This window comes from Aeromicrobium sp. Leaf350, assembly GCF_916858655.1.
Taxonomy (GTDB): Bacteria; Actinomycetota; Actinomycetes; order Propionibacteriales; family Nocardioidaceae; genus Aeromicrobium.
Map to the genome: position 1 here is coordinate 212,077 of NZ_CAKASL010000002.1, position 23,129 is coordinate 235,205.

General features: G+C 70.7%; 22 protein-coding genes. 15 read left to right on the forward strand and 7 right to left on the reverse strand.

Features of this window, described 5'->3' with window-relative positions; genetic code table 11:
* The first annotated feature begins 15 nt into the window (after positions 1-15).
* From LO931_RS09930 to LO931_RS09965, 8 genes are read left to right on the forward strand one after another with little or no spacing between them, the layout of a single operon-like run.
* Positions 16-810: an alpha/beta fold hydrolase gene (locus tag LO931_RS09930; RefSeq protein WP_229053432.1), complete on the forward strand. Its 795-nt coding sequence runs from the start codon at positions 16-18 to the stop codon at positions 808-810.
* Positions 807-1,952 (forward strand): PP2C family protein-serine/threonine phosphatase, encoded by a 1,146-nt coding sequence (locus tag LO931_RS09935; RefSeq protein ID WP_229053433.1) that lies wholly within the window; start codon positions 807-809, stop codon positions 1,950-1,952. The genes LO931_RS09930 and LO931_RS09935 overlap by 4 nt, the downstream gene beginning before the upstream one ends.
* 57 nt (positions 1,953-2,009) lie before the next feature.
* Positions 2,010-3,062: an NAD(P)-dependent alcohol dehydrogenase gene (locus LO931_RS09940; protein ID WP_229053434.1), complete on the forward strand. Its 1,053-nt coding sequence runs from the start codon at positions 2,010-2,012 to the stop codon at positions 3,060-3,062.
* Positions 3,059-4,273, forward strand: coding sequence for a glucose-6-phosphate dehydrogenase (locus tag LO931_RS09945; protein ID WP_229053435.1), 1,215 nt, complete (start codon positions 3,059-3,061; stop codon positions 4,271-4,273). Before LO931_RS09940 ends, LO931_RS09945 begins: the two co-directional genes overlap by 4 nt.
* Entirely contained in the window at positions 4,266-6,065 is a 1,800-nt protein-coding gene (locus LO931_RS09950; protein ID WP_229053436.1) for a glycoside hydrolase family 15 protein, read from the forward strand. The genes LO931_RS09945 and LO931_RS09950 overlap by 8 nt, the downstream gene beginning before the upstream one ends.
* A 54-nt stretch (positions 6,066-6,119) precedes the next feature.
* The gene (locus tag LO931_RS09955) at positions 6,120-8,534 is read left to right on the forward strand and encodes an excinuclease ABC subunit UvrA (protein ID WP_229053437.1); all 2,415 of its coding nucleotides are present in this window, start codon (positions 6,120-6,122) and stop codon (positions 8,532-8,534) included.
* 9 nt (positions 8,535-8,543) lie between these two features.
* Positions 8,544-10,202 (forward strand): FAD-dependent oxidoreductase, encoded by a 1,659-nt coding sequence (locus tag LO931_RS09960; RefSeq protein WP_229053438.1) that lies wholly within the window; start codon positions 8,544-8,546, stop codon positions 10,200-10,202.
* Positions 10,203-10,214: 12 nt separating this feature from the next.
* Positions 10,215-10,502 (forward strand): DUF1330 domain-containing protein, encoded by a 288-nt coding sequence (locus LO931_RS09965; RefSeq protein ID WP_229053439.1) that lies wholly within the window; start codon positions 10,215-10,217, stop codon positions 10,500-10,502.
* Positions 10,503-10,526: 24 nt separating this feature from the next.
* On the opposite strand, the gene LO931_RS09970 is transcribed toward LO931_RS09965, so the two are convergent.
* The 4 genes from LO931_RS09970 to LO931_RS09985 all read right to left on the reverse strand — a co-directional run bounded on the left by LO931_RS09970 (position 10,527) and on the right by LO931_RS09985 (position 15,028).
* Positions 10,527-11,366, reverse strand: a complete 840-nt coding sequence (locus LO931_RS09970; protein ID WP_229053440.1) for an aldo/keto reductase — start codon at positions 11,364-11,366, stop codon at positions 10,527-10,529.
* Positions 11,363-12,253: a phosphatase PAP2 family protein gene (locus tag LO931_RS09975; protein ID WP_229053441.1), complete on the reverse strand. Its 891-nt coding sequence runs from the start codon at positions 12,251-12,253 to the stop codon at positions 11,363-11,365. Before LO931_RS09975 ends, LO931_RS09970 begins: the two co-directional genes overlap by 4 nt.
* Complete coding sequence (locus LO931_RS09980; RefSeq protein ID WP_229053442.1) at positions 12,250-13,704, reverse strand: glycosyltransferase family 39 protein; 1,455 nt, start codon at positions 13,702-13,704, stop codon at positions 12,250-12,252. Before LO931_RS09980 ends, LO931_RS09975 begins: the two co-directional genes overlap by 4 nt.
* A 103-nt stretch (positions 13,705-13,807) precedes the next feature.
* Entirely contained in the window at positions 13,808-15,028 is a 1,221-nt protein-coding gene (locus LO931_RS09985; RefSeq protein ID WP_229053443.1) for an HNH endonuclease signature motif containing protein, read from the reverse strand.
* A gap of 299 nt (positions 15,029-15,327) precedes the next feature.
* Between LO931_RS09985 and LO931_RS09990 the strand changes: the two genes are divergently transcribed.
* From LO931_RS09990 to LO931_RS10005, 4 genes are read left to right on the forward strand one after another with little or no spacing between them, the layout of a single operon-like run.
* Positions 15,328-15,708: a hypothetical protein gene (locus LO931_RS09990; RefSeq protein ID WP_229053444.1), complete on the forward strand. Its 381-nt coding sequence runs from the start codon at positions 15,328-15,330 to the stop codon at positions 15,706-15,708.
* A gap of 23 nt (positions 15,709-15,731) precedes the next feature.
* Positions 15,732-16,067 (forward strand): hypothetical protein, encoded by a 336-nt coding sequence (locus LO931_RS09995; RefSeq protein ID WP_229053445.1) that lies wholly within the window; start codon positions 15,732-15,734, stop codon positions 16,065-16,067.
* A 22-nt stretch (positions 16,068-16,089) separates the two neighbouring features.
* Entirely contained in the window at positions 16,090-16,905 is an 816-nt protein-coding gene (locus LO931_RS10000; protein WP_229053446.1) for an NAD(P)H-binding protein, read from the forward strand.
* 17 nt (positions 16,906-16,922) lie between these two features.
* On the forward strand, positions 16,923-18,113 hold the full coding sequence (locus tag LO931_RS10005; protein WP_229053447.1) for a hypothetical protein: 1,191 nt from the start codon (positions 16,923-16,925) through the stop codon (positions 18,111-18,113).
* A gap of 28 nt (positions 18,114-18,141) precedes the next feature.
* On the opposite strand, the gene LO931_RS10010 is transcribed toward LO931_RS10005, so the two are convergent.
* The 3 genes from LO931_RS10010 to LO931_RS10020 form a co-directional block, all read right to left on the reverse strand.
* The gene (locus LO931_RS10010; protein ID WP_229053448.1) at positions 18,142-18,405 is read right to left on the reverse strand and encodes a hypothetical protein; all 264 of its coding nucleotides are present in this window, start codon (positions 18,403-18,405) and stop codon (positions 18,142-18,144) included.
* A gap of 88 nt (positions 18,406-18,493) precedes the next feature.
* Entirely contained in the window at positions 18,494-20,050 is a 1,557-nt protein-coding gene (locus LO931_RS10015; protein WP_229053449.1) for an HNH endonuclease family protein, read from the reverse strand.
* Between the two features lie 103 nt (positions 20,051-20,153).
* A complete protein-coding gene (locus LO931_RS10020) occupies positions 20,154-20,981 on the reverse strand; it encodes a nuclease-related domain-containing protein (RefSeq protein ID WP_229053450.1) in 828 nt (275 codons plus the stop codon).
* Between the two features lie 68 nt (positions 20,982-21,049).
* Between LO931_RS10020 and LO931_RS10025 the strand changes: the two genes are divergently transcribed.
* From LO931_RS10025 to LO931_RS17635, 3 genes are all read left to right on the forward strand, one after another.
* On the forward strand, positions 21,050-22,426 hold the full coding sequence (locus LO931_RS10025; RefSeq protein WP_229053451.1) for an NAD-dependent succinate-semialdehyde dehydrogenase: 1,377 nt from the start codon (positions 21,050-21,052) through the stop codon (positions 22,424-22,426).
* A 43-nt stretch (positions 22,427-22,469) separates the two neighbouring features.
* The gene (locus LO931_RS10030; protein WP_229053452.1) at positions 22,470-22,907 is read left to right on the forward strand and encodes a winged helix-turn-helix domain-containing protein; all 438 of its coding nucleotides are present in this window, start codon (positions 22,470-22,472) and stop codon (positions 22,905-22,907) included.
* Positions 22,908-22,979: 72 nt separating this feature from the next.
* Positions 22,980-23,078 (forward strand): hypothetical protein, encoded by a 99-nt coding sequence (locus tag LO931_RS17635; RefSeq protein ID WP_370636122.1) that lies wholly within the window; start codon positions 22,980-22,982, stop codon positions 23,076-23,078.
* Positions 23,079-23,129: the final 51 nt, after the last annotated feature.

Consider the following 23,129-nt stretch of genomic DNA (forward strand, 5'->3'; position numbering starts at 1 on the left):
GCTAGGATCCGGCTCATGCGCCGAGCGGACCTGCTGAACGCGTCCGTGCGCGGACCGGCCGGCGCCCCGGCGATCGTGTTCGTGCACGGCTTCGGGTGCGGCCAGCACATGTGGCGCCACGTCGCCCCGTCGTTCGAGGGTGGTCACCAGGTGGTGCTTCTCGACCTCCCGGGGTCCGGCGACGCCGCCGACGACGCCTACGACTCGGGTCGGCACGGCACGCTCGACGGGTACCGCGACGACCTCGCCGCACTGCTCGACGAGCTGGGCCTGCGCGACGTCACCCTGGTCGGTCACTCCGTCTCGGCCATGATCGGCGTGCTGCTGCAGGTCGCCCGCCCCGATCTCGTGAGCCGCCTGGTGCTCGTGACGCCGTCGGCGCGGTACATCGACGCCGGCGCCTACGTCGGCGGTCACTCCGAGACCGACATCGACGAGCTGCTCGACCTCATGAGCCGCAACCACCTGGGATGGCAGGACCCCCTCGCCACCATGGTCGCCGGCGCTCCCGACTCCGCCACGCACGGCGAGCTCGAGCAGGCGTTCTGCCGCACCCGCCCCGAGGTCGCCGCGGAGTTCGCCGCCGTCACCTTCCGCGGCGACAACCGCGCCGACCTCCCGCTCGTGTCGGTACCGACGCTGGTGCTGCAGTCGAGCGACGACGTCATCGCGCCGGAGTCCGCGGGGGAGTACGTGCGCGACGCGATCCCGGGCGCGGCCTACGAGGTCGTCGAGACCCGCGGCCACTGCCCGCACCTGACGGCTCCGGACGCGACCATCGCCGCCATCGCGCAGTTCCTGCGCCCGTGAACGACCCGGACGACCTCTTCGAGCTCGCGCCCTGCGGCTACGCCCTGATCGGCGCGGACGGGCTCGTCGACCGGTCGAACGCGGAGTTCCGCCGTCTGGTCGGGCGCTCGACCGCAGAGCTCGAGGGGGTCGCGACGCTGCCGTCGCTGATGTCGACGGGCGGGCGGATCTACACCGAGACTCACCTGCGCCCGGTGCTGGAGCACGACGGATCGGTCCGCGAGGTCTCGCTCGACCTGGTCCGTCCGGACGGCTCGCGCGTGCCGGTGCTCCTCAACGCCGACGTGACGGGCGGCGACCCGGCGACGGGACTCGAGTACCGGGTGGTCGTCGTCGAGACGAGGGAGCGGCACCGCTACGAGCAGGACCTCCGGTCGGCGACCTCCCGCGCCGAGCAGTCGACCCGCGAGGCCCTGGCGCTCGCGAACGCCCTGCAGCAGACCTTGATCCCGCCGGCGCCACCGGAGATCCCTTCCCTGAGCATCGCGGCGGCGTACCGGCCGGCGGGCGACGGCAGCACCGTCGGCGGCGACTTCTACGACGTGTTCCAGGTGGGCGCGGAGGACTGGTGGGTCGTGCTCGGCGACGTGAGCGGCAAGGGCATCCGCGCCGCGACCGTGACCTCGTTCGTGCGCTACACCGTGCGGGCGCTGGCCTTCGACCACCCGGACCCCGCTGACCTGCTGCACCACCTCGATCGCGCCATGCACCTCGACGGCACCGACCACTACTGCACCGTCGTGCTGGCTCGGTTGACGCGCACGGCGACGGGATGGACCGTGTGCCTCTCGCTCGCGGGTCATCCGCCCGCCCTCGTGCGCGGCACGGACGGCCGCGTGATCGAGCTCGGCGTCATCGGCACCCCCGTGGGCCTCATCGACGAGCCGTCGTTCACGACGGTGCACCACGACCTGCGCGACGAGAGCGTCACCTTCTACACCGACGGCGTCACGGAGGCGCGCGGCCCCGCGGGCCTGTTCGGCGAGACCCGCCTGCACGACCTCCTCGCGGAGCTCCCGCACGACCCGCAGGTCATCGCCGAACAGTTCGCGCACGAGGCGCTGCGCCACCAGGGAGGGGTGGCCGCCGACGACATCGCGGTCGTCACGTTCGCCGCCGACCACGGCGTCGAGGACGTCTGAGACTCCTCACGCCCTCCTCGATCTGCGGACACCGTCGCTCCGTCCTACCGTGAAGTAGTGACTTCAACTACCGCCGCCCTGTCCGTCCCGGCCGCCGGAAAGTCGTTCGAGACCGTCGAGATCGACCGCCGCGACCTCCGCGCGAACGACGTCCGGATCAAGATCCGCTACGCCGGCATCTGCCACTCCGACATCCACCAGGCCCGCGACGAGTGGGGCCAGGCGGTCTTCCCGATGACGCCCGGCCACGAGATCATCGGCACCGTCGAGGAGGTCGGCGACGACGTCTCCGGCCACGCCGTGGGCGACACCGTGGGGGTCGGCTGCTTCGTCGACTCCTGCCTCGAGTGCGAGGCCTGTCGCGACGGCGAGGAGCAGTTCTGCGAGAAGGGTGTCGTGCAGACGTACTCCGCCGAAGGCTACGACGGCGAGATCACCTACGGCGGGTACAGCGGCGAGGTCGTCGTGCGCGACCACTTCGTCGTGAAGGTGCCCGACGGTGTCGACCTCGCGGCCACGACCCCGCTGCTGTGCGCGGGCATCACGACGTACGCGCCGCTCAAGCGCTACGACGTCGGCGAGGGCTCGAAGGTCGGCGTCATCGGCATGGGAGGCCTCGGGCACGTCGCGGTCAAGATCGCCGCCGCCCTGGGTGCCGAGGTCTCGGTCCTGAGCCGCACCGACGCCAAGAAGGACGACGGCCTGGCGTTCGGCGCCACGCACTACTACGCCACCGAGGACGAGTCGGTGTTCGAGGAGCTCGCCGGCACGTTCGACCTGCTGGTGAACACGGTGGGTTCGGCCGTCCCGCTCGACAGCTTCCTCGGCCTGCTGAACCGCGGCGGCACGATGGTGAACCTCGGTGCGCCGAGCGAGAACCTCGAGGTCGGCGCGTTCTCGCTGCTGACCCAGCGCCGCGCCGTCGCCGGTTCGATGGTCGGCGGCCTGCCGCAGACCCAGGAGATGCTCGACTTCTGCGCCGAGCACGGCATCACCGCGACGATCGAGCTGATCGACGCCTCCGAGGTCGACGCCGCCTACGACCGCGTCGTCGACGGGGACGCCCGCTACCGCGTCGTGATCGACGCCGACACGATCTCCGCCGCGTGACGCGCCCGCTGGTCCTCGTCATGTTCGGGGCCACGGGAGACCTGTTCTCCCGCAAGCTCCTCCCGTCGCTCGTGCGCCTGCACGCCCAGGGCCGCCTTGGCGACGTGCGGGTCATCGGCACCGGACGGCACGCTCCGGACGACGGCTGGGTCGACGACCTCCGCGAGGCCGCGGCGGATGCCGTCCCGGACGAGGCGAAGGACTCCGTGGACCCGGTGGTCGACCGCATCTCGTTCGTGGTGTCCAGCGCCGACGACGGCGAGGACCTCGCCCGGGAGGTCGCCGACGCCGAGGAGGAGCTCGGCGACGTCGACCGTCTGATCTACCTGTCGGTCCCCCCGACCGCGATGGTCGACCTCCTCGCGATGCTCGGCGACACCGGGCTGGCCGACGGAGCCCGCATCGTGGTGGAGAAGCCGTACGGCCTCGACGCCGCGTCCGGTCGCTCGCTCGACGCCGCGCTGCACGGCGTCGTGGACGAGGACCGCGTGTACCGCATCGACCACTTCCTCGGCTCGGCCGCGATCGCCGACCTCGCCGCCCTGACGCCCGACGGCGTGCAGGAGGTGCAGGTCGACGTGCCCGAGACGCTCGGGCTCGAGGGTCGGGCCGGGTTCTACGAGTCCACCGGCTGCCTGCGCGACATGGTCGTCACGCACCTCGCCCAGCTGGTGGGTGTCATCGCCGCCGAGGATGCGGAGGGGGAGGCCTGGCGTGACGCCCGGGCCGAGGTCTTCGAGGCCATGGCCGCGCTGAAGGACGACGACACGGTGCTCGGCCAGTACGTCGGCTACCGCGACGAGGACGACGTCGACGACGGCTCGACGGTCGAGACCTACGCCGCCACGATCCTCCACCTGCAGGACGGCCCGTGGTCCGGAATTCCGTTCGTGGTGCGCACGGGCAAGAACCTCGCGGTGAACCGCTCGGTCGTGACCGTCCTGGGCTTGGACGGGTCCGAGCGGGTCATCGACGTCGACGCCGCCGAGGAGGGCGAGGCGCTCGATCCGTACGCGCGGCTGCTGGCGGCCGTGGCGGCCGGTGACGCGAGCCGTTTCGTGCGCGGCGACCACGCGGAGCAGCTCTGGCGCGTCGTCGGCCCGGTGCTGGACGACGACCGCCCGCCGGTGCCGTACGAGCCCGGCTCGTGGGGACCGGCCGAGGCCGACGAGCTGCCGGGAGCCGCCGGGTGGAGCCTCGCGCGTGACTGACGACGACAGCGACGTCGCCGCGCACGGCCTGATCGGCGACCTCCGCAGCGCCGCGATGGTCGCGGAGGACGGCACGATCGACTGGTTCTGCCCGGGACGCTTCGACGCGCCCAGCGTCTTCGCATCGATCCTCGACGAGGAGCGCGGTGGCAGCTGGACGATCCAGCCCGACGAGACCGTGCGCCGGACCCAGCAGTTCTACCTGCCCGACTCCGCCGTGCTCGCGACCCGCTTCCTGACCGACGCGGGCGTGGTGGAGGTCAACGACTTCATGCCCATCTCGTGCGCACGCGACCCTCATCACCGGCAGCGCATCGTGCGTCGGGTGCAGGTCGTGCGCGGTTCGGCCACCGTCCGCACCCGTCTGGCGGTGCGACCCGACTACGCCCGCGGCAGCGCGGAGCTGCGGCCCGTCGAGGGCGGGCTGATGATCACCGACGACACCACCCGTCTGGGCATCAGCGCGACGGCCGAGCTCGAGATCGACGGCGACGACGTCGTCAGCCACGTCGAGCTGGAGCAGGGAGAGACCGCGCTCTACGTGCTCGAGGTCCTGCCGCCGGACGCGGAGCTCGACCCCTGCGAGGCGCCCGACACCGCGACGCTGTTCGAGACCACCTCCGACTTCTGGCGCACGTGGCTCGCGGGGTCGACGTACCGGGGACGCTGGCGCGAGGCCGTCAACCGCTCGGCCATCACGCTCAAGCTGCTGACCCACGAGCCGAGCGGCGCCATCGTCGCCGCGGCCACGACGAGCCTGCCGGAGGAGATCGGCGGCGAGCGCAACTGGGACTACCGCTACGTGTGGATCCGCGACGCCGCCTTCAGCCTCTACGCCCTGCTCTCGCTCGGGTTCACCGAGGAGGCCGACGCCTTCATGCGCTGGCTCTCCGAGCGGCTGGGCGAGGACGCCGATGGCGACCTCGGTCCGCTGCGCGTCATGTACGACATCGACGGGAAGCCGCCCGCGGAGGAGATCGAGCTCGACCACCTGCGCGGCTACCGCGACTCCACCCCGGTGCGTGTCGGCAACGCCGCCGCCGGCCAGCTGCAGCTCGACATCTACGGCGAGATCATCGACTCGGTCTACCTGTTCGACAAGCACGGCCCCGGCATCAGCCACGACGCGTGGAAGGACGTCGCGCGCGTCGTCGACTGGGTCGCCGAGAACTGGGAGCGCCCCGACGCGGGGATGTGGGAGATCCGTGGTGACGTGCGCGAGCACACGACCTCGCGGCTGATGTGCTGGGTCGCGCTCGAGCGTGCCATCCGCATCGCCCACAAGCGCGGACTGCCCGGCGACCTGGTGACGTGGTCACGCGTCCGCGACGAGATCTACGACCGCATCCACGCGGACTCCTGGAACGGGGACACGTTCACCCAGACCGCCGGCGGCACCGCGCTCGACGCGGGCGTGCTGCTGATGCCGCTGGTGAAGTTCACCTCCCCGGTCGACCCGCGCTTCCTGTCGACGCTGGAGGCGATCGAGGAGCGCCTCGTGACCGACAGCCTCGTGCTCCGCTACGACTCGGACGAGTCGCCGGACGGGGTGGCGGGCGACGAGGGCACGTTCACGCTCTGCTCGTTCTGGTACGTCGAGGCACTGACCCGGGCGGGTCGTCTGCGCGACGCCGAGATCGCCTTCGAGAAGATGCAGACCTACGCGAACCACGTCGGGCTGTACGCCGAGCAGATCGGTGCGACCGGCGAGCAGCTCGGCAACTTCCCGCAGGCGTTCACCCACCTGTCGATGATCAGCGCCGCGATCAACCTCGACAAGGCGCTGGGGTAGGCCGGCCGATCCACTCGGAGCGCGCCGCGAGGTGGCCCGGACTACGTTGGCGAGATGCCCGACAAACCTGCTCTGCCCGCCGGCTCGTCGGGATGGATCCGCGTCAGCGGTGCCCGGGAGCACAACCTGCAGGACGTCAGCGTCGACCTGCCGCGCGACTGCCTCGTGGCGTTTACGGGCGTCTCCGGCTCGGGCAAGTCGTCCCTGGCCTTCGGCACGATCTTCGCCGAGTCGCAGCGCCGCTACTTCGAGTCGGTGGCGCCGTACGCGCGTCGGCTGCTCTCGCAGGTGGGCGCGCCCGCGGTCGACACGATCGAGGGGCTCCCGCCGGCCGTGGCGCTGCAGCAGTCCCGCGGTGCGGCGAGCTCGCGGTCGACGCTCGGCACGCTGAGCTCGCTGTCCGACGTGCTGCGTCTGCTCTACAGCCGCGCCGGCACCTACCCCGAGGGCGCCGACCACCTCCCGGCCTCCGCGTTCTCCCCGAACACCGCCGTCGGCGCCTGCCCGACCTGCCAGGGCAGCGGCGTCGCCCGCCGCACGAGCGAGGCGCTGCTCGTGCCCGATCCGACGCTCACGATCGACGAGGGCGCGATCGGCGTGTGGGCGACGAAGGCCTGGGTGGGTCTCAACGTCCGCCGCATGGTCACGAAGCTCGGCATCGACATCCACGCCCCGTGGCACACGCTTCCGCAGGCCGACCGCGACTGGCTGCTGTTTACCGACGAGACCCCTCGCATGCTGCTGCAGGGCAACAAGCAGGGCGAGGCGAGCGCGTACCACGGCCACTGGACCTCGGCCGAGGCCTACCTGATGCGCAACCTCGCCAAGACGCAGTCGGCCACCCAGCGCGAGAAGCTCGAGGCGTTCATCGCCGACGGCCCCTGCCCGACGTGCCGCGGCAAGCGGCTGCGACCGGCGGCCCTGGCGGTGACGTTCGCCGGGGTCGACATCGCCGAGATGGCCGCGATGCCCCTGTCGACGGTGTGCCAGCTGCTCGACGACGGGCTCGAGCAGCAGGCCCGGGGCACGGACCGGCACGGCGCCGCCGCGTCGTCTGCGGCACGGTCGCTGGTGAAGGACTTCGGCGCCCGCGTCGAGGCGATCATCTCGCTAGGGCTGGGCTACCTGTCGATGGACCGCTCGAGCACCGCGCTCTCGGCGGGCGAGCTGCAGCGCGTGCGCCTGGCCGGGCAGCTGCGAGCCGGTCTGTTCGGTGTGCTCTACGTGCTCGACGAGCCGTCGGCCGGCCTGCACCCCGCCGACTCCGAGGCCCTGTACACCGCACTGCGTGAGCTCGTGGCGTCCGGGAACTCCCTGTTCGTCGTCGAGCACGACCTGTCGATCGCTCGCAGCGCGGACTGGGTCGTCGACGTCGGGCCAGGTGCGGGAGTGCTCGGTGGGCTGGTCGTGCACAGCGGTCCGCCGGACGCGTTGGCGTCCGTGGACGACTCGGCCACGGCCGAGTTCATGTTCGGCCGCGACGAGACGCCCGAGCACGTGGCGCGAGAGCCCGACGAGTGGCGCGAGCTCGACCACCTGGCGACGAACAACCTCCAGGACGTGACCGTCCGGTTGCCCCTGGGTGTCATGACGGCCGTCACCGGCGTGTCGGGTGCCGGCAAGTCGTCGCTGCTCACGGCCGTGGCCGAGCGTCTCGAGGGCGAGGACCGTCGCGTCGTCGCGATCGACCAGCGCCCGATCGGCCGGTCGCCGCGATCCAACCTGGCCACCTACACGGGCCTGTTCGACGCGGTGCGACGCCTGTTCGCCGCCACGCCGGAGGCGAAGGAGCGGGGCTGGGCTGCCGGCCGGTTCTCGTTCAACGTCGCCGAGGGCCGCTGTCCGACCTGCGAGGGCGAGGGCTTCATCGCCATCGAGCTGGTCTTCCTGCCCACGAGCTACTCCTCGTGCCCCACCTGCCACGGGTCCCGCTACAACCCCGAGACGCTCGAGGTGCAGTACGAGGGTCGCGACATCGGCCAGGTGCTCGCGATGACGGTGCAGGAGGCCTCGACCTTCTTCGACGACGTCCCCGCCATCAGCCGGTCGCTGACGACGCTGCTCGACGTCGGCCTCGGCTACCTCACCCTCGGGCAGCCGGCGACCGAGCTCTCGGGCGGTGAGGCGCAACGCATCAAGCTCGCGACCGAGCTGCAGCGTCCGCGCCGCGACGGCACGGTGTTCGTGCTCGACGAGCCGACCGGTGGGCTGCACCCCGTCAACGTCCGCGACCTCGTGCGCGTGCTCGGGCGACTCGTCGACACGGGCGCCACCGTGGTGGTCGTCGAGCACGACATGCGGGTCATCGCGGCCTCCGACTGGGTGATCGAGCTCGGGCCCGGCGGCGGGGACCGCGGGGGCTGCGTCATCGCGACCGGCACGCCGGACGACGTCCGCCACCTCGAGGCCAGCGTCACCGCGCCGTATCTCGACCGCTTTCTCACGACAGCGCGTGACCTCGGCTCCTAGGCTGGTGCCGTGACCTCAGGCCCCGCGATCGTGCTCATCGCCCCCGATCATCCCGACGAGATGCTCGCCGGGTTCGCCCGCTACGTGCAGGAGTACGACGTCCGCGTGACGGGCTCCTGCGTCGAGGCGCTCGTGACGACCCGCGACATCCTCGTGGCCGGGGGCACCGTCGCCCTGGTCGCGAGCGAGTCGGTGCTGCCGGACGCCGAGGTGCTGCACTGCTTCGCGAAGCTGCGCGAGAAGGTCCCGACGGCCCGCCGGCTCATCGCTGCGCACTGGGACCGGTTCCTCACCGACGCTCCCGCCCTGCGCTCGGCGATGGCGCGAGGCGAGTTCGACGCCTTCCTCCTGATGCCGCGCGGCACCCGGGACGAGGAGTTCCACTACGCCGTCACCGAGCTGCTCTCGGACTGGGGGGCCACGGTGCCCGATCCCGAGGTGGTCTCGGTCAAGATCATCTCGCCCGTGCGCGACGGACTGACGCTCGCGATCCGCGACTTCTTCGACCGCATGGGTCTGCCGAACCGGCAGTGGGAGCCCGACTCCGACGCGGGCCGCTACGTCCTGGACCTGTGGGACGGCGAGCCGGTGTATCCGCTGGTCACCACGACTGATCACCGCGTCATCCAGCCCACCAGCGTGCGCGACGTGGCCCGGGCCGTGTACGGCGAGCCCACCGCGATCGACGTCGAGCAGGTCGTCGACCTCGCGGTGGTCGGTGGCGGGCCGGCGGGCCTCGCGGCGGCCGTCTACGCCGCGTCCGAAGGACTGTCGACGATCGTGCTGGAGGCCGAGGCGATCGGCGGGCAGGCCGGCACGAGCTCGATGATCCGCAACTACCTCGGCTTCCCGCGGGGCATCTCGGGCATGCGGCTCGCGCAGCGGGCCCGCAACCAGGCGCTCCGGTTTGGCACCCGGTTCTTCGCGGGGCAGGTCGTCGAGGAGCTGAGGGTCGGTGGCGACGAGCCGCACGTGCTGTGCACCGACACCGGTGAGGTGCGGGCCCGTGCCGTCCTGATCTCCAGCGGCGTCGCCTACCGCAAGCTGCGCGTCGAGCCGCTCGAGGAGCTCGTGGGTCTCGGGGTCCACTACGGCGCCGCGATGTCGGCCGCCCGGGAGATGGAGGGTCGCGACGTGTTCGTCGTGGGCGGCGGCAACTCCGCCGGCCAGGCCGCGGTGCACCTGGCGCGGTTCGCCCGCTCGGTCACGATCGTCGTGCGGCGCCCCGACCTCGCGGAGACCATGTCGTCCTACCTCGTCGACGAGATCGACCTGAACCGACGCATCTCGGTGCGCCCGTCGAGCCGCGTCGTCGACGGCGGAGGTGACGGGCGCCTCGAGTGGCTCGAGATCGCCGAGGTGGAGGGCGGGAGCGAGCGGGTCGAGGCCGGCGGGCTGTTCCTCCTGCTGGGCGCCGAGCCGCACTGCGAGTGGCTGCCCGACGTCGTCGCGAAGGATGCCGACGGGTTCGTGCTGACCGGGCGCGACGTGCCCAAGGAGCGCTGGGTCGACGGTCTTCCGCCGGCGAACCTGGCGACCTCGGTGCCGGGGGTGTTCGCCGCAGGCGACGTGCGCGCGGGCTCGATGAAGCGGGTCGCGTCGGCGACGGGCGAGGGCGCCTCGGTCGTGTCGCTCGTGCATGCCCACCTCGGCGCGGGCACGGCCTGACACGATGGAGGCATGACTGCCTACTGGATCAGCACGTACCTCGAGGTGCACGACGCCGACAAGCTCGCCGCCTACGCCGAGCTCGCGGGCCCGGCCCTCACGGCCGCCGGCGGCACGTTCCTCGCTCGCGGCCTGCCGCAGGCCTACTACGAGCAGGGGCGTTCCGAGCGCTCGGTCGTCATCGCGTTCGACTCCGTCGACGCTGCCGTGGCCGCGCACGACGGTGAGGCCTACCAGGCGGCCCTGGCCGCGCTCGGCGACGGCGTCACGCGCGACCTGCGCATCGTTCCCGGGGTCTGACGACTCAGGACACGACTGCCCGACTCACATCTCCTCGTGGGTGTCGGGATCGCCGCCGAACAGACGTCCGTCAGGGCGACCCAGCGCCGTGATGGCGGCCACCTGGTCGTCCGACAGCTCGAAGCCGAACACGTCGATGTTCTCCGCCTGGCGGGCCGGGGTGGCCGACTTCGGGATGGGCAGGGCCGCGAGCTGGACGTGCCAGCGCAGGATGACCTGCCCGGGGGAGACGCCGTGAGCCTGCGCTGCGGCCACCACGGGGGCCTCGTCGAACGGGGCCTGGCGCTTGCCCATGGGGCTCCAGGACTCGGTGACGATGCCGCGAGAGGCGTTGACCGCGCGCATGTGCTCCTGCGGGAAGTAGGGGTGCAGCTCGATCTGGTTCACCGCAGGGGTCACGCCGGTCTCGGCGATGATCGTGTCGAGGTGGGCCTCGGTGAAGTTGGAGACGCCGATCGAGCGGACGAGGCCCTGCTTCTGGAGATCGACGAGCGCCTGCCAGGCCTCGGTGAACTTTCCGACGCTCGGGTTCGGCCAGTGGATCAGGTGCAGGTCGAGGTGGTCGAGGCCGAGGCGCTGCAGCGACTCCTTGGTGGAGGTGATCGCGTCGTCGTAGCCGTGGTGCCGGCCAGGGATCTTGCTGGTGATCTTCACGTCGTCGCGGGGGAGACCCGACGCCTTGAGGGCCTCGCCGACGGTCTCCTCGTTGCCGTAGTTCACGGCGGTGTCGAGGAGGCGGTAGCCGGCGTCGAGGGCGGAGCGGATCGCGGTGACGCCGTCCGCGTCGTCGAGCGAGTACGTGCCGAGGCCGAGGGCCGGGAGGGTGTTGCCGTCGTTGAGGGTCAGAGCAGGCGCGGAGGTCATGCATCCACCGTAGAACGATGCTCCCAGCGCGCGACCGCGACCATCACGAGCCCGGCAAGGGCCCATCCGGCGATGAGGTCGATGACGTAGTGCTCGGCGTAGTAGACCAGCGCGAAGCCCATCGTTGCCGGGTACAGGAGCATCAGCCACCGCCACGGTGAGCGGAGCCGGGCGATGAACCAGAGCGCCACGAGCATCGCGATGCCACTGTGCAGCGAGGGCATCGCGGCGACCGGGTTGCCGACGGCAGCCAGGGCGACGTGGAAGTTGTCGAGCCCGAGCACCTCCCATCCGCGGCCGGTGAGCCGCGGGGTGGCCTCCGTCAGGTAGCCCTCCTTCGCGGCGAGCCAGGGCGGTGCCATCGGGTAGAGCACGTAGATCACGAGACCGGCGACGTTGATGGCGAGGTAGCGCGTGAGCCATCCGGCCCACGCGGCACGGTCGCGCACCCACAGCACGAACGCGAGGCCCAGGCCCACCACGAAGTGGCTGAAGTAGACCGTCGTGAGCAGCACGTCGTACCAACGGGGGTCGTCGGTGCGCAGGCACGGGTCGCCGCACAGCGCGTGCTGCAGCTCCTGCGTGGGCAGGTGGCCGCCGAACATCCAGCGGTCGACGTCGATCGGCATGGTCCAGTGCACGGGCATGCCGATGACCTCGTCGGACAGGCCGCGGCTGTAGAGGTAGAGCACGAGGACGGCGAACGCGGGCCACCAGTCGCGCAGGAACTGCAGGTGCTTGGCGCCGGGCTCGCCGGCGTACCAGGCGATCGCCGCGAGCCAGAGCCAGACGAACATCTGGAACGGGTCCGACGGCAGACCGACCAGCACGATCCAGGCCGACAGGGCGAGGGCGTAGGCGGTCATCGCGAGAACGCGCACACTCATCCGCAGTCCCTCTCCTCGACGGTGCCCCGGTCGAGGTCCTGCCGCAGCCAGACGACGTGACCGCAGGGCGTCGCGACGGGACGGTAGCGGTCGGCGACGGCGATCTTGAGCTCTTCGGCGTCGACGGCCCAGGTGTCGAAGTCGGACCACTCGACGACCCAGGTGGGGGCGTCCGGACCGCGCAGCACGTCGACGAGCTCGGTCAGCTGGGGGTCGCGCACGCGGATCGGCAGGCTCCAGAGGTTCTCGTAGGGGCTCTGCATCTCGGCAGCGAGCAGCACGTTCGGCTGTCCGTACGCGACGACCATCGTGTCGCCGGGCTCGCTGACGTCCCTGACGGCCTGTCCCAGGTCCTGGGCGTCGGTGTTGGCCTGGCTGCCGGCGGCGACGGAGTACGTCATGGTGACGACGAGTCCTGCGACGACGAGGACGGCTCCGGCGCGCCGCAGCCAGGGCGCGACGGCCGCGGCCACGAGGCCGGCTCCCAGCGCCACGGCCGGCACGAGCTGCTGGAGGTAGTGGGCCCAGTAGCTGCCGCCGAGCACCGCCACGGCACTCACCGCGAGGATCGTCGCGGCGGTGGCGACGATCACGGGCTCCCGTCGACGCCTGACCGCGAGCACCAGCACGGCGATGCTAACCATCGCGAGACCGCTCACGGCCCAGGTACCGACGAGCACGAGGAAGCGTTCGGTCGTGGCCTCGCTGGCCGCGTCACCGATGACCCGGCCGGCGTCGACCCGGAAGACGATCAGGGCCTCGAACAGCTCGCCGGGATCGGTGCCACGCAGCGCGGCGCCGAGCACGAGGAGTGCGGTCGTCGCGACAGCACCACCGACTCCGCCGGCCAGGACGCGGAGCGACCGGTGTCGGTCGCTCGGCTGCGTCAGGGCCAGCACGCTGATCGCGACGACGGCGAAGACGAAGCCGTCGACGGTCGACTGCTTGACGGCCAGTCCGCAGGTCGCGAGCACTCCGGCAGTGGCGGCCCACCACGCGTCGCGCGGTCGGTGCAGGGCGAGCACGGTGCAGAGCAGGGCGAGGGCGACGAAGGGTGCGGCGAGCATCTCGCCGTTGACCCGCACGGTGCCGAGCCAGGGCGAGGCGCACAGGACGGCGGCCGTGCCGGCGGCCCAGGGCGCTGCGTGGCGTCCGGCAGCCACGGCCGCGGTCGCACCGACGGCCAGCACCGTGACCGCGGCGGCGAGGCAGCCGAGCAGGCGGATGGTCGTGAGGTCGCCGGCGGCGTCGAAGATCCACAGCAGCAGCGGCGGGCGGTCGACCCAGTAGTCGCCGTAGAGGGAGCTGCCGGACCCCCAGGAGTCGCCGACGATGAGGTAGCCGGCTTCGTCGTTCCCGGCGGGCGCTCCGAGGAACGGGAGGCGGAGGGCGACGGTGAGGGCTGCGAGGCCGAGGACAGTCAGGAGCGACGCGCGACGCTCCTGCTGCATGCGTGCCCTTTCCCCTCGGTGGACGTGCAGCACTTTAGCCGCCAGGGGTCCGGCCGGTGACGCGAACACGTCGTCGGGGTGAAGGAGGTTCGGGACCGGCACGTCAGGCGGCGGTGCGCAGGGTGCTGTTGAGGGCCTCGACCATGCTCTCGGCGAGGTGGTGGTCGAGCAGCGAGCTGCAGACGGCTGGTTCTGGGTCGTCGGGGGCACGGGGCTGACTGTGTCGCCGGCGGGTGAGGCCGGATGACGAGAGCACGCCGCTGCCCTTCATGCGGTGGCAGCGTCTGCACTTGCAGTCGAGGTTGTGCCCGGCGGTGGGGCCTTCGGGGTGGGGTATCAGGTGGTCCTTCTCGCATCGCCGGGCCGGCGTGGTGCAGCCGTCGGTGGTGCAGACGCCGTCGCGGAACGCGAGGGCGGTGGAAAGGACGGTGGGCGCGAATCGGCCCAGGTAGGTGTGGTCGAGCACGCCTCCCGCTGGGTCGTGGACGATGCGGTGCCAGAGCGGGTTGGCGGTCGCGGCGAGCTGGGCGAGCCAGTCGACGGGCATGGTCCAACTGTGGTCGTCGGCGGCGGCCGGCATCTGCGTGTGGCCCGCGAGCGCCTCGACGGGAACGGTGACGGCGATGTCCATGTGCACGCGCGGCTCGCAGACGGAGGCGTCGCCGTTGCTGAGCCAGGAGCCGAGGAGGTCGGCGCGCTTCTGGGCGAGGGTTCGGTCGTCGTCGGGGTCGTCGAGCAGGCGTGCCGCCTGGGTGAGCCGGTTGTCGGCGGCCTGGGCGATGGGCGAGGGGATGAAGGCGCCGATCCAGGCCATGCCGTCGCCGTCGTGGTCGACCTTCACGTGGCGCAGGCTGTACGCCTTCTCGGCGGCCTCGATGGTCTCGAGCGGCTCGATCTTGGCGCAGAAGCGGATGAGCCAGCGACGGAGCTCTGCCGCGGTGTGGGTGGCGGCGTACTCCGACCCGCGCTGGTCGAGCGGGATGTGCGAGTCGGGGCGTTCGAGCTTCGCGGCCGCGTTGCTGAGCTGCACGGTGCGGACCGAGTCGAGGTGCCCGCTGCGGAACGCCAGCCAGGTCATGGGCAGCTGGTCGCGGGCGATGCGCATCGCCGACACGCGGGCCTCGACCTGCCGGTCGCTGAGGCCGGTGGCGAGCGCGAGGTCCTTCACCACGCCCATCTCCTCCGACCGCTGCCGCCACGAGGAGGTGTCGTGGATGGCGGCGACCCCGGCCTCGTACTCGTTGAGCAGCCAGTCCCACTCGGCGAACTCGGCACGGGCGCGCGCACGGGTGACCTCCACCCACGGACCAGTCCTTTTCGCCATGTTTCCAACCTAGAAGCGCCCTCGGACAACGCCCGAAGTCGCCGACAGGGGCTGTGGAAATCCCGCCGACTGCCGCGCACCGCAGTCAGATGACGTTCGTGGCGCTGGTGGTGGCGAACCTCTCCTTACGGTGGCGGAATGACGTGGAGGGCGTCTTGTGACCGGCCGGGCGAATGAACAATCGAGGAGATGTCATGCGAACGTGGACGAAGACCGTGCTGAGTAGCACCCTCACAGGAGCTGTGACTGCAACCTTGCTTACCGCGGTCCCGGCGGCAGCCCAAGACGAGGGCGCGAACGTGGCCGATCTGCCGGTCTCCGCGAGCGAGCTGCTGATGATCAACGCGGGGCTCACGACGGCTGGTCGAGCTCCCCTCCCAACCGACACCGTTGCACTTCGCGACAGCGGTGAGTCGTTCGCGGCGGTGACCTCGGCAGGGTCGTTGGTCGAGCGAACGGCGGAAGACGAGCCTGCAACCGCTGCTCGCGGGGTGATTCCGAAGAAGATCAAGGAAGTCGTGGCGGCCTGCCTGGGCGTGTCAGTTGCAGCGACCGGTTTCTGGGCAGCCATCGTGGAGCAGCTCACGAGCTGGAAAAAGGCCGTCAAGTTCGTGGTCCGACGATTGGGCGTCGTAGGCGCGGTGTCGTGCATGGGTGGCATCGTCTGGAAGTACTTGTGAGCGACCGAGGCGGTCTGGCGATCATGATCCGACGCATCCCATCCTCCACGCGGTCCTGGACCGGCGGAATGCCGATCGTGGCGCCCGTCGCCTTTGTCGCCTGCATCGTCGCGATGCTCCTGGTGGCTGAGCACACGACCCGGCCGGCGGCGGTGTTCGTCGTGCTCGGATGGGTGGCTCTCCTGGCCTCGCGTCGCGCCACGGTTTCCTACCTCCTCGGACTCGTGGTGCTGACCGGCGTCTGTGCCACCGGTCTGACCGTGGCTGGTCGGAGCGAGCCATGGGCTCTCGCGACGCTGGTGCCGGGGGTTCTCGCCGCCAGCGGGGTGGTCGCGCTGACGCGACGCCAGGAGGCTTGATCCGCCGTGGTGGGGTGGTGCAATGACGCAAGTACTGGTGACGCAGGTCCGTGGCAAGACCGGGGCGCCCTTGTCGGCGCTGTTGGTGGAGCGAGGCGCGGAGGTGCTGGGCGGCACCCGCGATCCTGAGGCGCTGCGCCTGGCGGGAGTCACGCCGGTCCGGTTCGCGTGGGACGAGCCCGACACCTGGGCGCCGGCACTCCGCGACGTCGACGCGGTCTACCTCGTGCGCCCCGACTGGGAGAACGCGCCCGAGATCATCGAGGCCTTCCTTGCGGAGGCCGAGCCCTCCACGCGGGTGGTGTTCCTGTCGGAGCAGGACGCCGACTACACCGCACCGGACGGCTGGTCGCCCCGCAACGAGGCGGCCGTGCGGGGGAGTGGTCGGCCGTGGACGATCCTGCGGCCGAGCTGGTTCTCGCAGTCCTTCACCGACCCGCGCCTGTTCGCGGGCGCCGTGCTCGACGACGGCGAGCTGCCGTTCCCGGCCGGTGACGGGCGGGTCGCCTGGATCGACGCCCGCGACATCGCCGCCGTCGCTGCGGTCGCGTTGACGGAGGACGGTCACGACGGCCAGACGTACGAGATCACCGGCCCCGAGGCCCTCACGCTTCCGGAGACTGCCGAGGTGCTCTCGACGCTCCTGGGCCGGCAGGTCGTGCACCGCGACCTGTCGATCGACGAGGCCCTCGGCGACTCCACCGGGTTCGCCCGCGAGCTCGACGCGCTCACGTTCGAGCGTGTCACCGCAGGCCGCTTCGCACCTGTCACTGACACCGTCGAGCGGCTCACCGGCCGGTCCTCTCGGAGCCTGCGGGATCTCGACCTCCCGCACTGACCGCGTACGGTCTCCCCATGTCGCTCAAGGGGAGTCGCCGCGGTCTGGTCGTGCTGGCGGCCATCGCGGTCGTGTCCGTGGTCATTGCGCTGGTCGTGGTCGCCCCGTGGGAGGGCGACTCGGCCGACGAGGGTGTCGCCCAGTCGTCGGACCGCGATTTCCCGACGCGCGGTGACTTCGCCGACGAGACCGATCTGGTCGACGCCGCCGCGGACGCCTGGCGCAGCGGTGACAGTCGCGACGTGCGGACCGAGCCCGAGGGCGCGATCGAGCTGCTCTGGGCCGGCGAGGTGCGGGCGGAGGTGGTCGACGGCGTGTCCGTCGGCGACGACACGCCGGAATCGGTGCCGGTCGTGGTGCTGCGGTCGGGATCCAAGGTCGCGACGTTCGTCATCAGGGACGACGGCCAGGACGTGGACGGTCTCGGCATCCGCGAGCTGAGCAGCTACCCGAGCCCGATCATCCCGCTCGCCGGGAACCTGGCCCTGGCGGCGTCCGGCATGCCGAGCTCGTACGAGGCGGCCGACCTGGACGGATCGGAGCTGACAGCCGAGTCCGACGACGGTCTGATCAGCTCCACGGAGTCCAACGAGTTCCTCGCGCTGCGGCTCGACGAGACCAGCGTCTCGTCGAGCAGCGATCGGCCCGGCGTCTACGTCGAGGGACGCGTCATCCGGGTCGACGACGACCTCGACCGGATCTGGAGCCTGCTGACTGATCCCGACCGCGCCGAGGCGCTGCGGGCGGGGTTGCGTGAGGTCGTCGGGCCGCGGTCCGACCAAGAGGGCGGCCGTCTGGAGCTGCCCGAGGTCGGCATCGCCGGCGAGCTGGAGGCCCCGGACGGTGCCCTGGTCCTGGTGCTCGAGGCGACCGGCACGGGCGTGCGCTGGTCGCGTGCCGTGGTGGCCGTGGCATCCGGCGAGCCGGGTTCGGAGCTCGTCGTCGCGCGTCTCGGCTACGACGACGGCACTGATGCCTGGGTGGGGTCGGCCTGGATCACGTCCGAGGAGACCGCGCCCTACCTGGTGGTGGCCGGGGGTGATGGGACCGAGCGCATCGAGGTCAGGGTCGCGACGACCTCGACCGCGGTCGTGGGAGCCGGGATCGTGGTCCCCACCGTGGTCGGCACCGACAACTTCCTGCCCGACGTGGTGATCGCCGGCTTCACCGCCGACGGCACGGTCGTCGCCGCGATGCCCCCGGTCTGACGCCACTCAGTCGTCGTTCCCGGCGGTGTCACTCCAGGTCGTACAGAGTCGGTGGATCGCCGGGCTTGCGGCGGCGCTTCTCCTTGGCCCAGGCCTGGATGCGATGTCGTGTGTGCGCCATGACGATGAAAAGCGCAGCCACGACGAAGAACAGCAGACCCAGCCACCACGAGTCGGGCGCCATCACGATGACAGCAACACCTACCGCCACGCTCCCCGCCGCAAAGAGGTAGTGGCCCCACGTCGTCGTCGGTCCTCGCCCGTAATAGCCGCCGAAGTCTCCGTCGCTCATCGACCCTCCTGAAGCCGTCGCGTGCGACGAATCTAGGACGAGCGTGTGTGACTTCGGCACGTCGGATGATGCTCACTTCGTCAGAGTCTCAGCGCTGCGACGGACGATAACCGGCTGCGGCGGCGTCGGCCGGAGTGCGGAAGCACCTCTCCGGCGTCGTCTGGGCATAGAACTGACCGCCGGGCACGTGATAGATGCCGGACTGGTTTCCCTTGATCGGCGCATACCCCGGGCAGTCGTACCGCGAGACGGGTGGCACCGAACCTCCCGGCGAGGGCGGGGGCGGGCAGGCTCGCGGGTTGTCGATCGCCACAGCCGGAGAACCGGCAGCGCGGTACTCGTTGAAGTTGATCGCACGGAACATTGTCGGACCTTGGTAGATCACCTGGTCGCTGCAGGCGTCGCGCGAGAAGCGATCGCCCGGGAAGCGCTGGACGGGCTGCGGGCTCGGGAAGTCCTCGCCGCCCCACATGGCGTAGGTGATCGGCCCGCCCTGGCCGCCGGCGACGTTGTTCATGTGCGCGATCGGATCGGCCCAGCTGAGCTTCTGGAAGCCCTGGTTCTGGATCACGTCGAAGCGACGGAACCCGGAGGCCTGCCACTCGGCGTAGCTGAGCTTGTGCGTGATCCCGGCGGGTTCACGCACGAACAGCTCCGACGAGGTGGACCACTGGTGGTAAGTGCTGCCCTGGATCCAGCCGGCCGCCCAGGCGGCGGGCTGTCCGGCCTTCTGCCACTGCCCGAAGGACAGCTGCTGCCAGAGCCAGGTCGACTCCTGCGTGGTCCAGAAGGTCACCGCATAGATTGCCGGTGACCAGGGGTAGCGGACATAGCTCGTCGGTGCAGGCGACGGCGACTGGAAGCCGTAGTGGTTCTGCCAGCGCTGGTAGGAGAGCGGTGTCGGCTGGGAGCCGTTCACGAGCTCGTAGATGGCGCCGTCGTAGGCGGTCATGCGGAGTGGCCAACGGGCATCGGCGTTCGAGGTGTCGACCTGCTGCGGCAGCTCGACCGCCACGTTGGGGCACGACTGGAGGGCGGTCTGGATCGAGCTGCGCTCCCCGTCGTCGACCGCCAGGCTCCAGCGGTACTTCACCAGCACCCAGTCGGTGAGGTACTGGCAGCGCGCCGCCGCGAGGGGCGGCAGCCAGGCGGACGGGTCCCTGTCTCCCTTGGACGAGTTCACCGAGCTGGTCACGGCGACGAGCGCGTAGGGGACGTCGAGGTCGTTCGCGAACGCGCGACGCTTCTCGGGTGTCCAGGCGTAGGCACCGGACTTCCACGCCTCGCTCAGCGCGACGACGTGATCGATCTGCACCTGGCTCGCCTGGGTCCAGGTCGCGCCGTCGTAGGGGGAGGTCCACTGGCCGGTGGCCACGGTGCAGCCGTTCCCGAACGTGACCGCGACGGCAGACTCGGCCTGCAGCACCTCGGATCGGGTGTCACAGCCGTCGCTGTCGGCGTCGATCCAGTGCTGGAACAGCTCACGGTCGTAGCCCTGCGTCTCGGCCGGTGCGCCCGGCAGCGAGGCGACGACATCACGCGCGGTGCTGGTCGCGGCGACCGCCGTCGGAGCGACGAGCACGGACACGAACCCGGTGGCGAGCACGGCGCTGGACAGCGCCATCGCCAGCTTGCGGCTGAACATCGAGATCTCCCGTCCCGGGCACTCCCCATGCCCAGCGGAACGTTCTCATGTACCTCATTGGCGCGTCACAGGAATCGGGAAACTATTGAGCAAATTCTTGTCGTCAGGCGGGAGGAAGAGCTCGGGCCAGGCGCTCATGAGTCTCGCGGACTGAGCCGGTGTCGAGGGGGCCGGCGGCCTCGAGAAGCGGGTAGAGCTTCCGGGGCCAGAGCACGTCGACGCCCTGCGTGGCGAAGGCGCCGCCGAAGAGAGGCCAGTCCGCCTCAACGAAGCAAAGGACACCGCGGACCGGCACGTCCTCGGAGACGAGGCTCTCCACCAGTGCGACCTGCTTCAGGACACCGTCGACGAGCTTGCTGCAGTTCCGTGAGCCAACCATCAGCCTCTCGACGCGCGGGCGGATGAGGCCGCCCTCGACCTGGAGCCTCGGCCGCCCCTGGTACCGCTTGGGATCGATGACGAAGACGCCGTTGCCGGTCACGACGACGTGGTCGATGTTCGCCCGAGAGCCGGGGACGCGTCGGTCGTGGAGCACTCGGAGATCGTCGTTCGCGAGCTCGTTGAGTCGTTGGCCAACCCGCTCCTCGCCGACTGCTCCGGTCTCCCACGAGGTGGTGCTCTGCGGGGCGTCGCTCAGAGCGAGGATGAGACCGCCGATCCGCGGGTTCCTCGCCCGGATGCGCTTCTCGCGCGACGCCTTGCGACGTTCGAACTCGCGGCGGGCGGACGCGCCCGGGACGCCGATGTCGATGGGTCCAGGTCCGGCAGCAGGCCCAGCGACGGCCGCCTCGTGCGTGGGGCAGCGGACGGTCTTGCTGGATCGCTCGTAGATGGCCTCGGTCTGGGCAGGCAGCGCGGTCTCGCAGACACGGCACACGCCGTCGTACCGCAGCCGCATGCGCTTGTCACCGGCCGGAGTCTCCCTCTCCATGAGCGGACGGTAGTCGTGAAGAGGGTCACCTCACGCGTGCGCCCTCCGTCGACGGGTACTCCTCCCGCATGGCTTCCACCACCACGATCAACCCCACCACAGGTGAGGACCTCAAGACCTACGAGATGCACACCGACGCGGAGGTCGGCCAGATCATCGAGGCGACGCACCAGGCGTTCCGGTCCTGGCGCACGGTGCCGATCGAAGAGCGTGCGAACACGATCCGCGCCATCGGTGAGCGGCTGCGCAAGAACGAGCGCGAGCTCTCCGAGCTGATGACCGCCGAGATGGGCAAGCCCATCGACCAGGGTGCGCAGGAGGTGCAGCTCTGCGCCGCGATCTGCGACTGGACTGCCGACAACGCCGCTGACGCCCTCGCCGACCAGGACCAGCCCATGGAGGGCGGTCGGGCGATCATCACCAACTCGCCGATCGGCGTCATCTACGGCATCCAGCCGTGGAACTTCCCGATCTACCAGGTCATCCGCTACAGCGTCCCGCAGCTCGTTGCGGGCAACACCGTGCTGCTGAAGCACGCCAACTCGGTCTTCGGCACGGCGCTGCGCCTCGAGGAGCTCTACCGCGAGGCGGGTCTGCCGGAGAACGCGTTCCGTGCGCTGCTCATCGATCACGACCAGTCCGATGACGTCATCGCCCACACGAAGGTGCGAGGCGTGACCCTGACCGGCTCCGACGTGGCGGGCAAGCACGTCGCCGTGAAGGCGGCGGAGAACCTCAAGAAGTCGGTCGTCGAGCTGGGCAGCAACGACGCCTACCTCGTGCTCTCCGACGCCGACGTCGACCTCGCGGTCGAGGTCAGCGTGCAGGGCCGCATCACCAACAACGGTCAGACGTGCGTGGGCGCCAAGCGGTTCATCATCGTCGACGCGATCTACGACGAGTTCCGTGACGCCTACGTCGAGGCCATGAAGGCCGTCGAGCTGGGCGACCCAATGCAGGACGGCACGGCCCTCGGCCCGATGTCGCGCGAGCAGCTGCGTGACGAGCTCCACGACCAGGTCGAGGAGTCGGTCAAGGACGGCGCCACCCTCCTCCTGGGCGGCGAGAAGCCCGATCGCGCCGGTGCCTGGTACCCGGCCACGGTGATCGACGACGTGAAGCCCGGCCAGCCCGCCTACGACGACGAGCTCTTCGGCCCGGTCGCGGCGCTGATCCGCGCGAAGGACGACGAGGACGCGATGCGCATCGCCAACGACTCGCGCTACGGCCTCGGTGGCGGCATCTTCTCGCGCGACGAGAAGCGCGCCATCGAGCTGGCCCGCACCGAGTTCGACACGGGCATGGTCAACATCAACGGCTTCAACCTCGCCCAGCCGAACCTGCCGTTCGGTGGCGTGAAGGACTCCGGCTACGGCCGCGAGCACGGCGAGGCCGGGTTCACGGAGTTCGTGAACGTGAAGACGCTGATGATCGCGGAGGCGTGACCCGCGAACCCGACCGTTCGTAGGCACGCGGCACACTAGGGTCGTGCCTGAGTACTGCGATCTGTGCGACCTGGCCTTCGACCAGTGCGTTCACGGTCGCCCCGAGCCGGTCGTGGTGCCGAAGGCCGCCGAGCTGAAGAAGCCGCCAGCACCCCGGCGGGCCAAGCCGACGCAGCCGCGGGTCGAGACTCGTCGGGTCCCGACTGCCCAGCGCACGGCCACGACGGCTTACCGTCTCGCGATCCTCGAGGTCATGCGGGACATGGGCGGCCGGGGCGAGGCAGACGAGATCCTCGCCGAGGTCGAACGTCGTCTGGCCCCCCGCCTCCGCGACGGCGACTACGAAGAGGTGCAGGGCGAGGCGCGCTGGCGGCGTGCTGCCCGGTTCGAGCGCAAGGGCATGGTCGAGGCCGGTCTCATCGAGCCGGTGATCGAACGTGGTGTCTGGCAGCTGACGCCGTCAGGTCTCACCGAGGCCTGAGGTCGTTGACGTCTGACCCGACATGGCCTTCGCGGCGGCACTTTCTCGCGCGACGAGAAGCGCGCCATCGAACTGGCTCGCACCGAGTTCGACACGGGCATGGTGAATATCAACGGCTTCAACCTTGCCCGGCCGAACCTGCCGTTCGGCGACGTGAAGGACTCCGGCTAGGGCCGCGAGCACGGCGAAGCCTGGTTCAAGGAGTTCGTAAACGCGCACGCG

Coding starts and splice junctions, on each gene's coding strand:
- LO931_RS09965 (WP_229053439.1), top strand. CDS start 10,215: ATGACTGCCTACTGGATCAGCACGTACCTCGAGGTGCACGACGCCGAC.
- LO931_RS09975 (WP_229053441.1), bottom strand. CDS start 12,253: ATGAGTGTGCGCGTTCTCGCGATGACCGCCTACGCCCTCGCCCTGTCG.
- LO931_RS09930 (WP_229053432.1), top strand. CDS start 16: ATGCGCCGAGCGGACCTGCTGAACGCGTCCGTGCGCGGACCGGCCGGC.
- LO931_RS09955 (WP_229053437.1), top strand. CDS start 6,120: ATGCCCGACAAACCTGCTCTGCCCGCCGGCTCGTCGGGATGGATCCGC.
- LO931_RS09995 (WP_229053445.1), top strand. CDS start 15,732: ATGATCCGACGCATCCCATCCTCCACGCGGTCCTGGACCGGCGGAATG.
- LO931_RS10020 (WP_229053450.1), bottom strand. CDS start 20,981: ATGGAGAGGGAGACTCCGGCCGGTGACAAGCGCATGCGGCTGCGGTAC.
- LO931_RS10005 (WP_229053447.1), top strand. CDS start 16,923: ATGTCGCTCAAGGGGAGTCGCCGCGGTCTGGTCGTGCTGGCGGCCATC.
- LO931_RS10010 (WP_229053448.1), bottom strand. CDS start 18,405: ATGAGCGACGGAGACTTCGGCGGCTATTACGGGCGAGGACCGACGACG.
- LO931_RS10015 (WP_229053449.1), bottom strand. CDS start 20,050: ATGTTCAGCCGCAAGCTGGCGATGGCGCTGTCCAGCGCCGTGCTCGCC.
- LO931_RS09970 (WP_229053440.1), bottom strand. CDS start 11,366: ATGACCTCCGCGCCTGCTCTGACCCTCAACGACGGCAACACCCTCCCG.
- LO931_RS10025 (WP_229053451.1), top strand. CDS start 21,050: ATGGCTTCCACCACCACGATCAACCCCACCACAGGTGAGGACCTCAAG.
- LO931_RS10000 (WP_229053446.1), top strand. CDS start 16,090: ATGACGCAAGTACTGGTGACGCAGGTCCGTGGCAAGACCGGGGCGCCC.
- LO931_RS09980 (WP_229053442.1), bottom strand. CDS start 13,704: ATGCAGCAGGAGCGTCGCGCGTCGCTCCTGACTGTCCTCGGCCTCGCA.
- LO931_RS09985 (WP_229053443.1), bottom strand. CDS start 15,028: ATGGCGAAAAGGACTGGTCCGTGGGTGGAGGTCACCCGTGCGCGCGCC.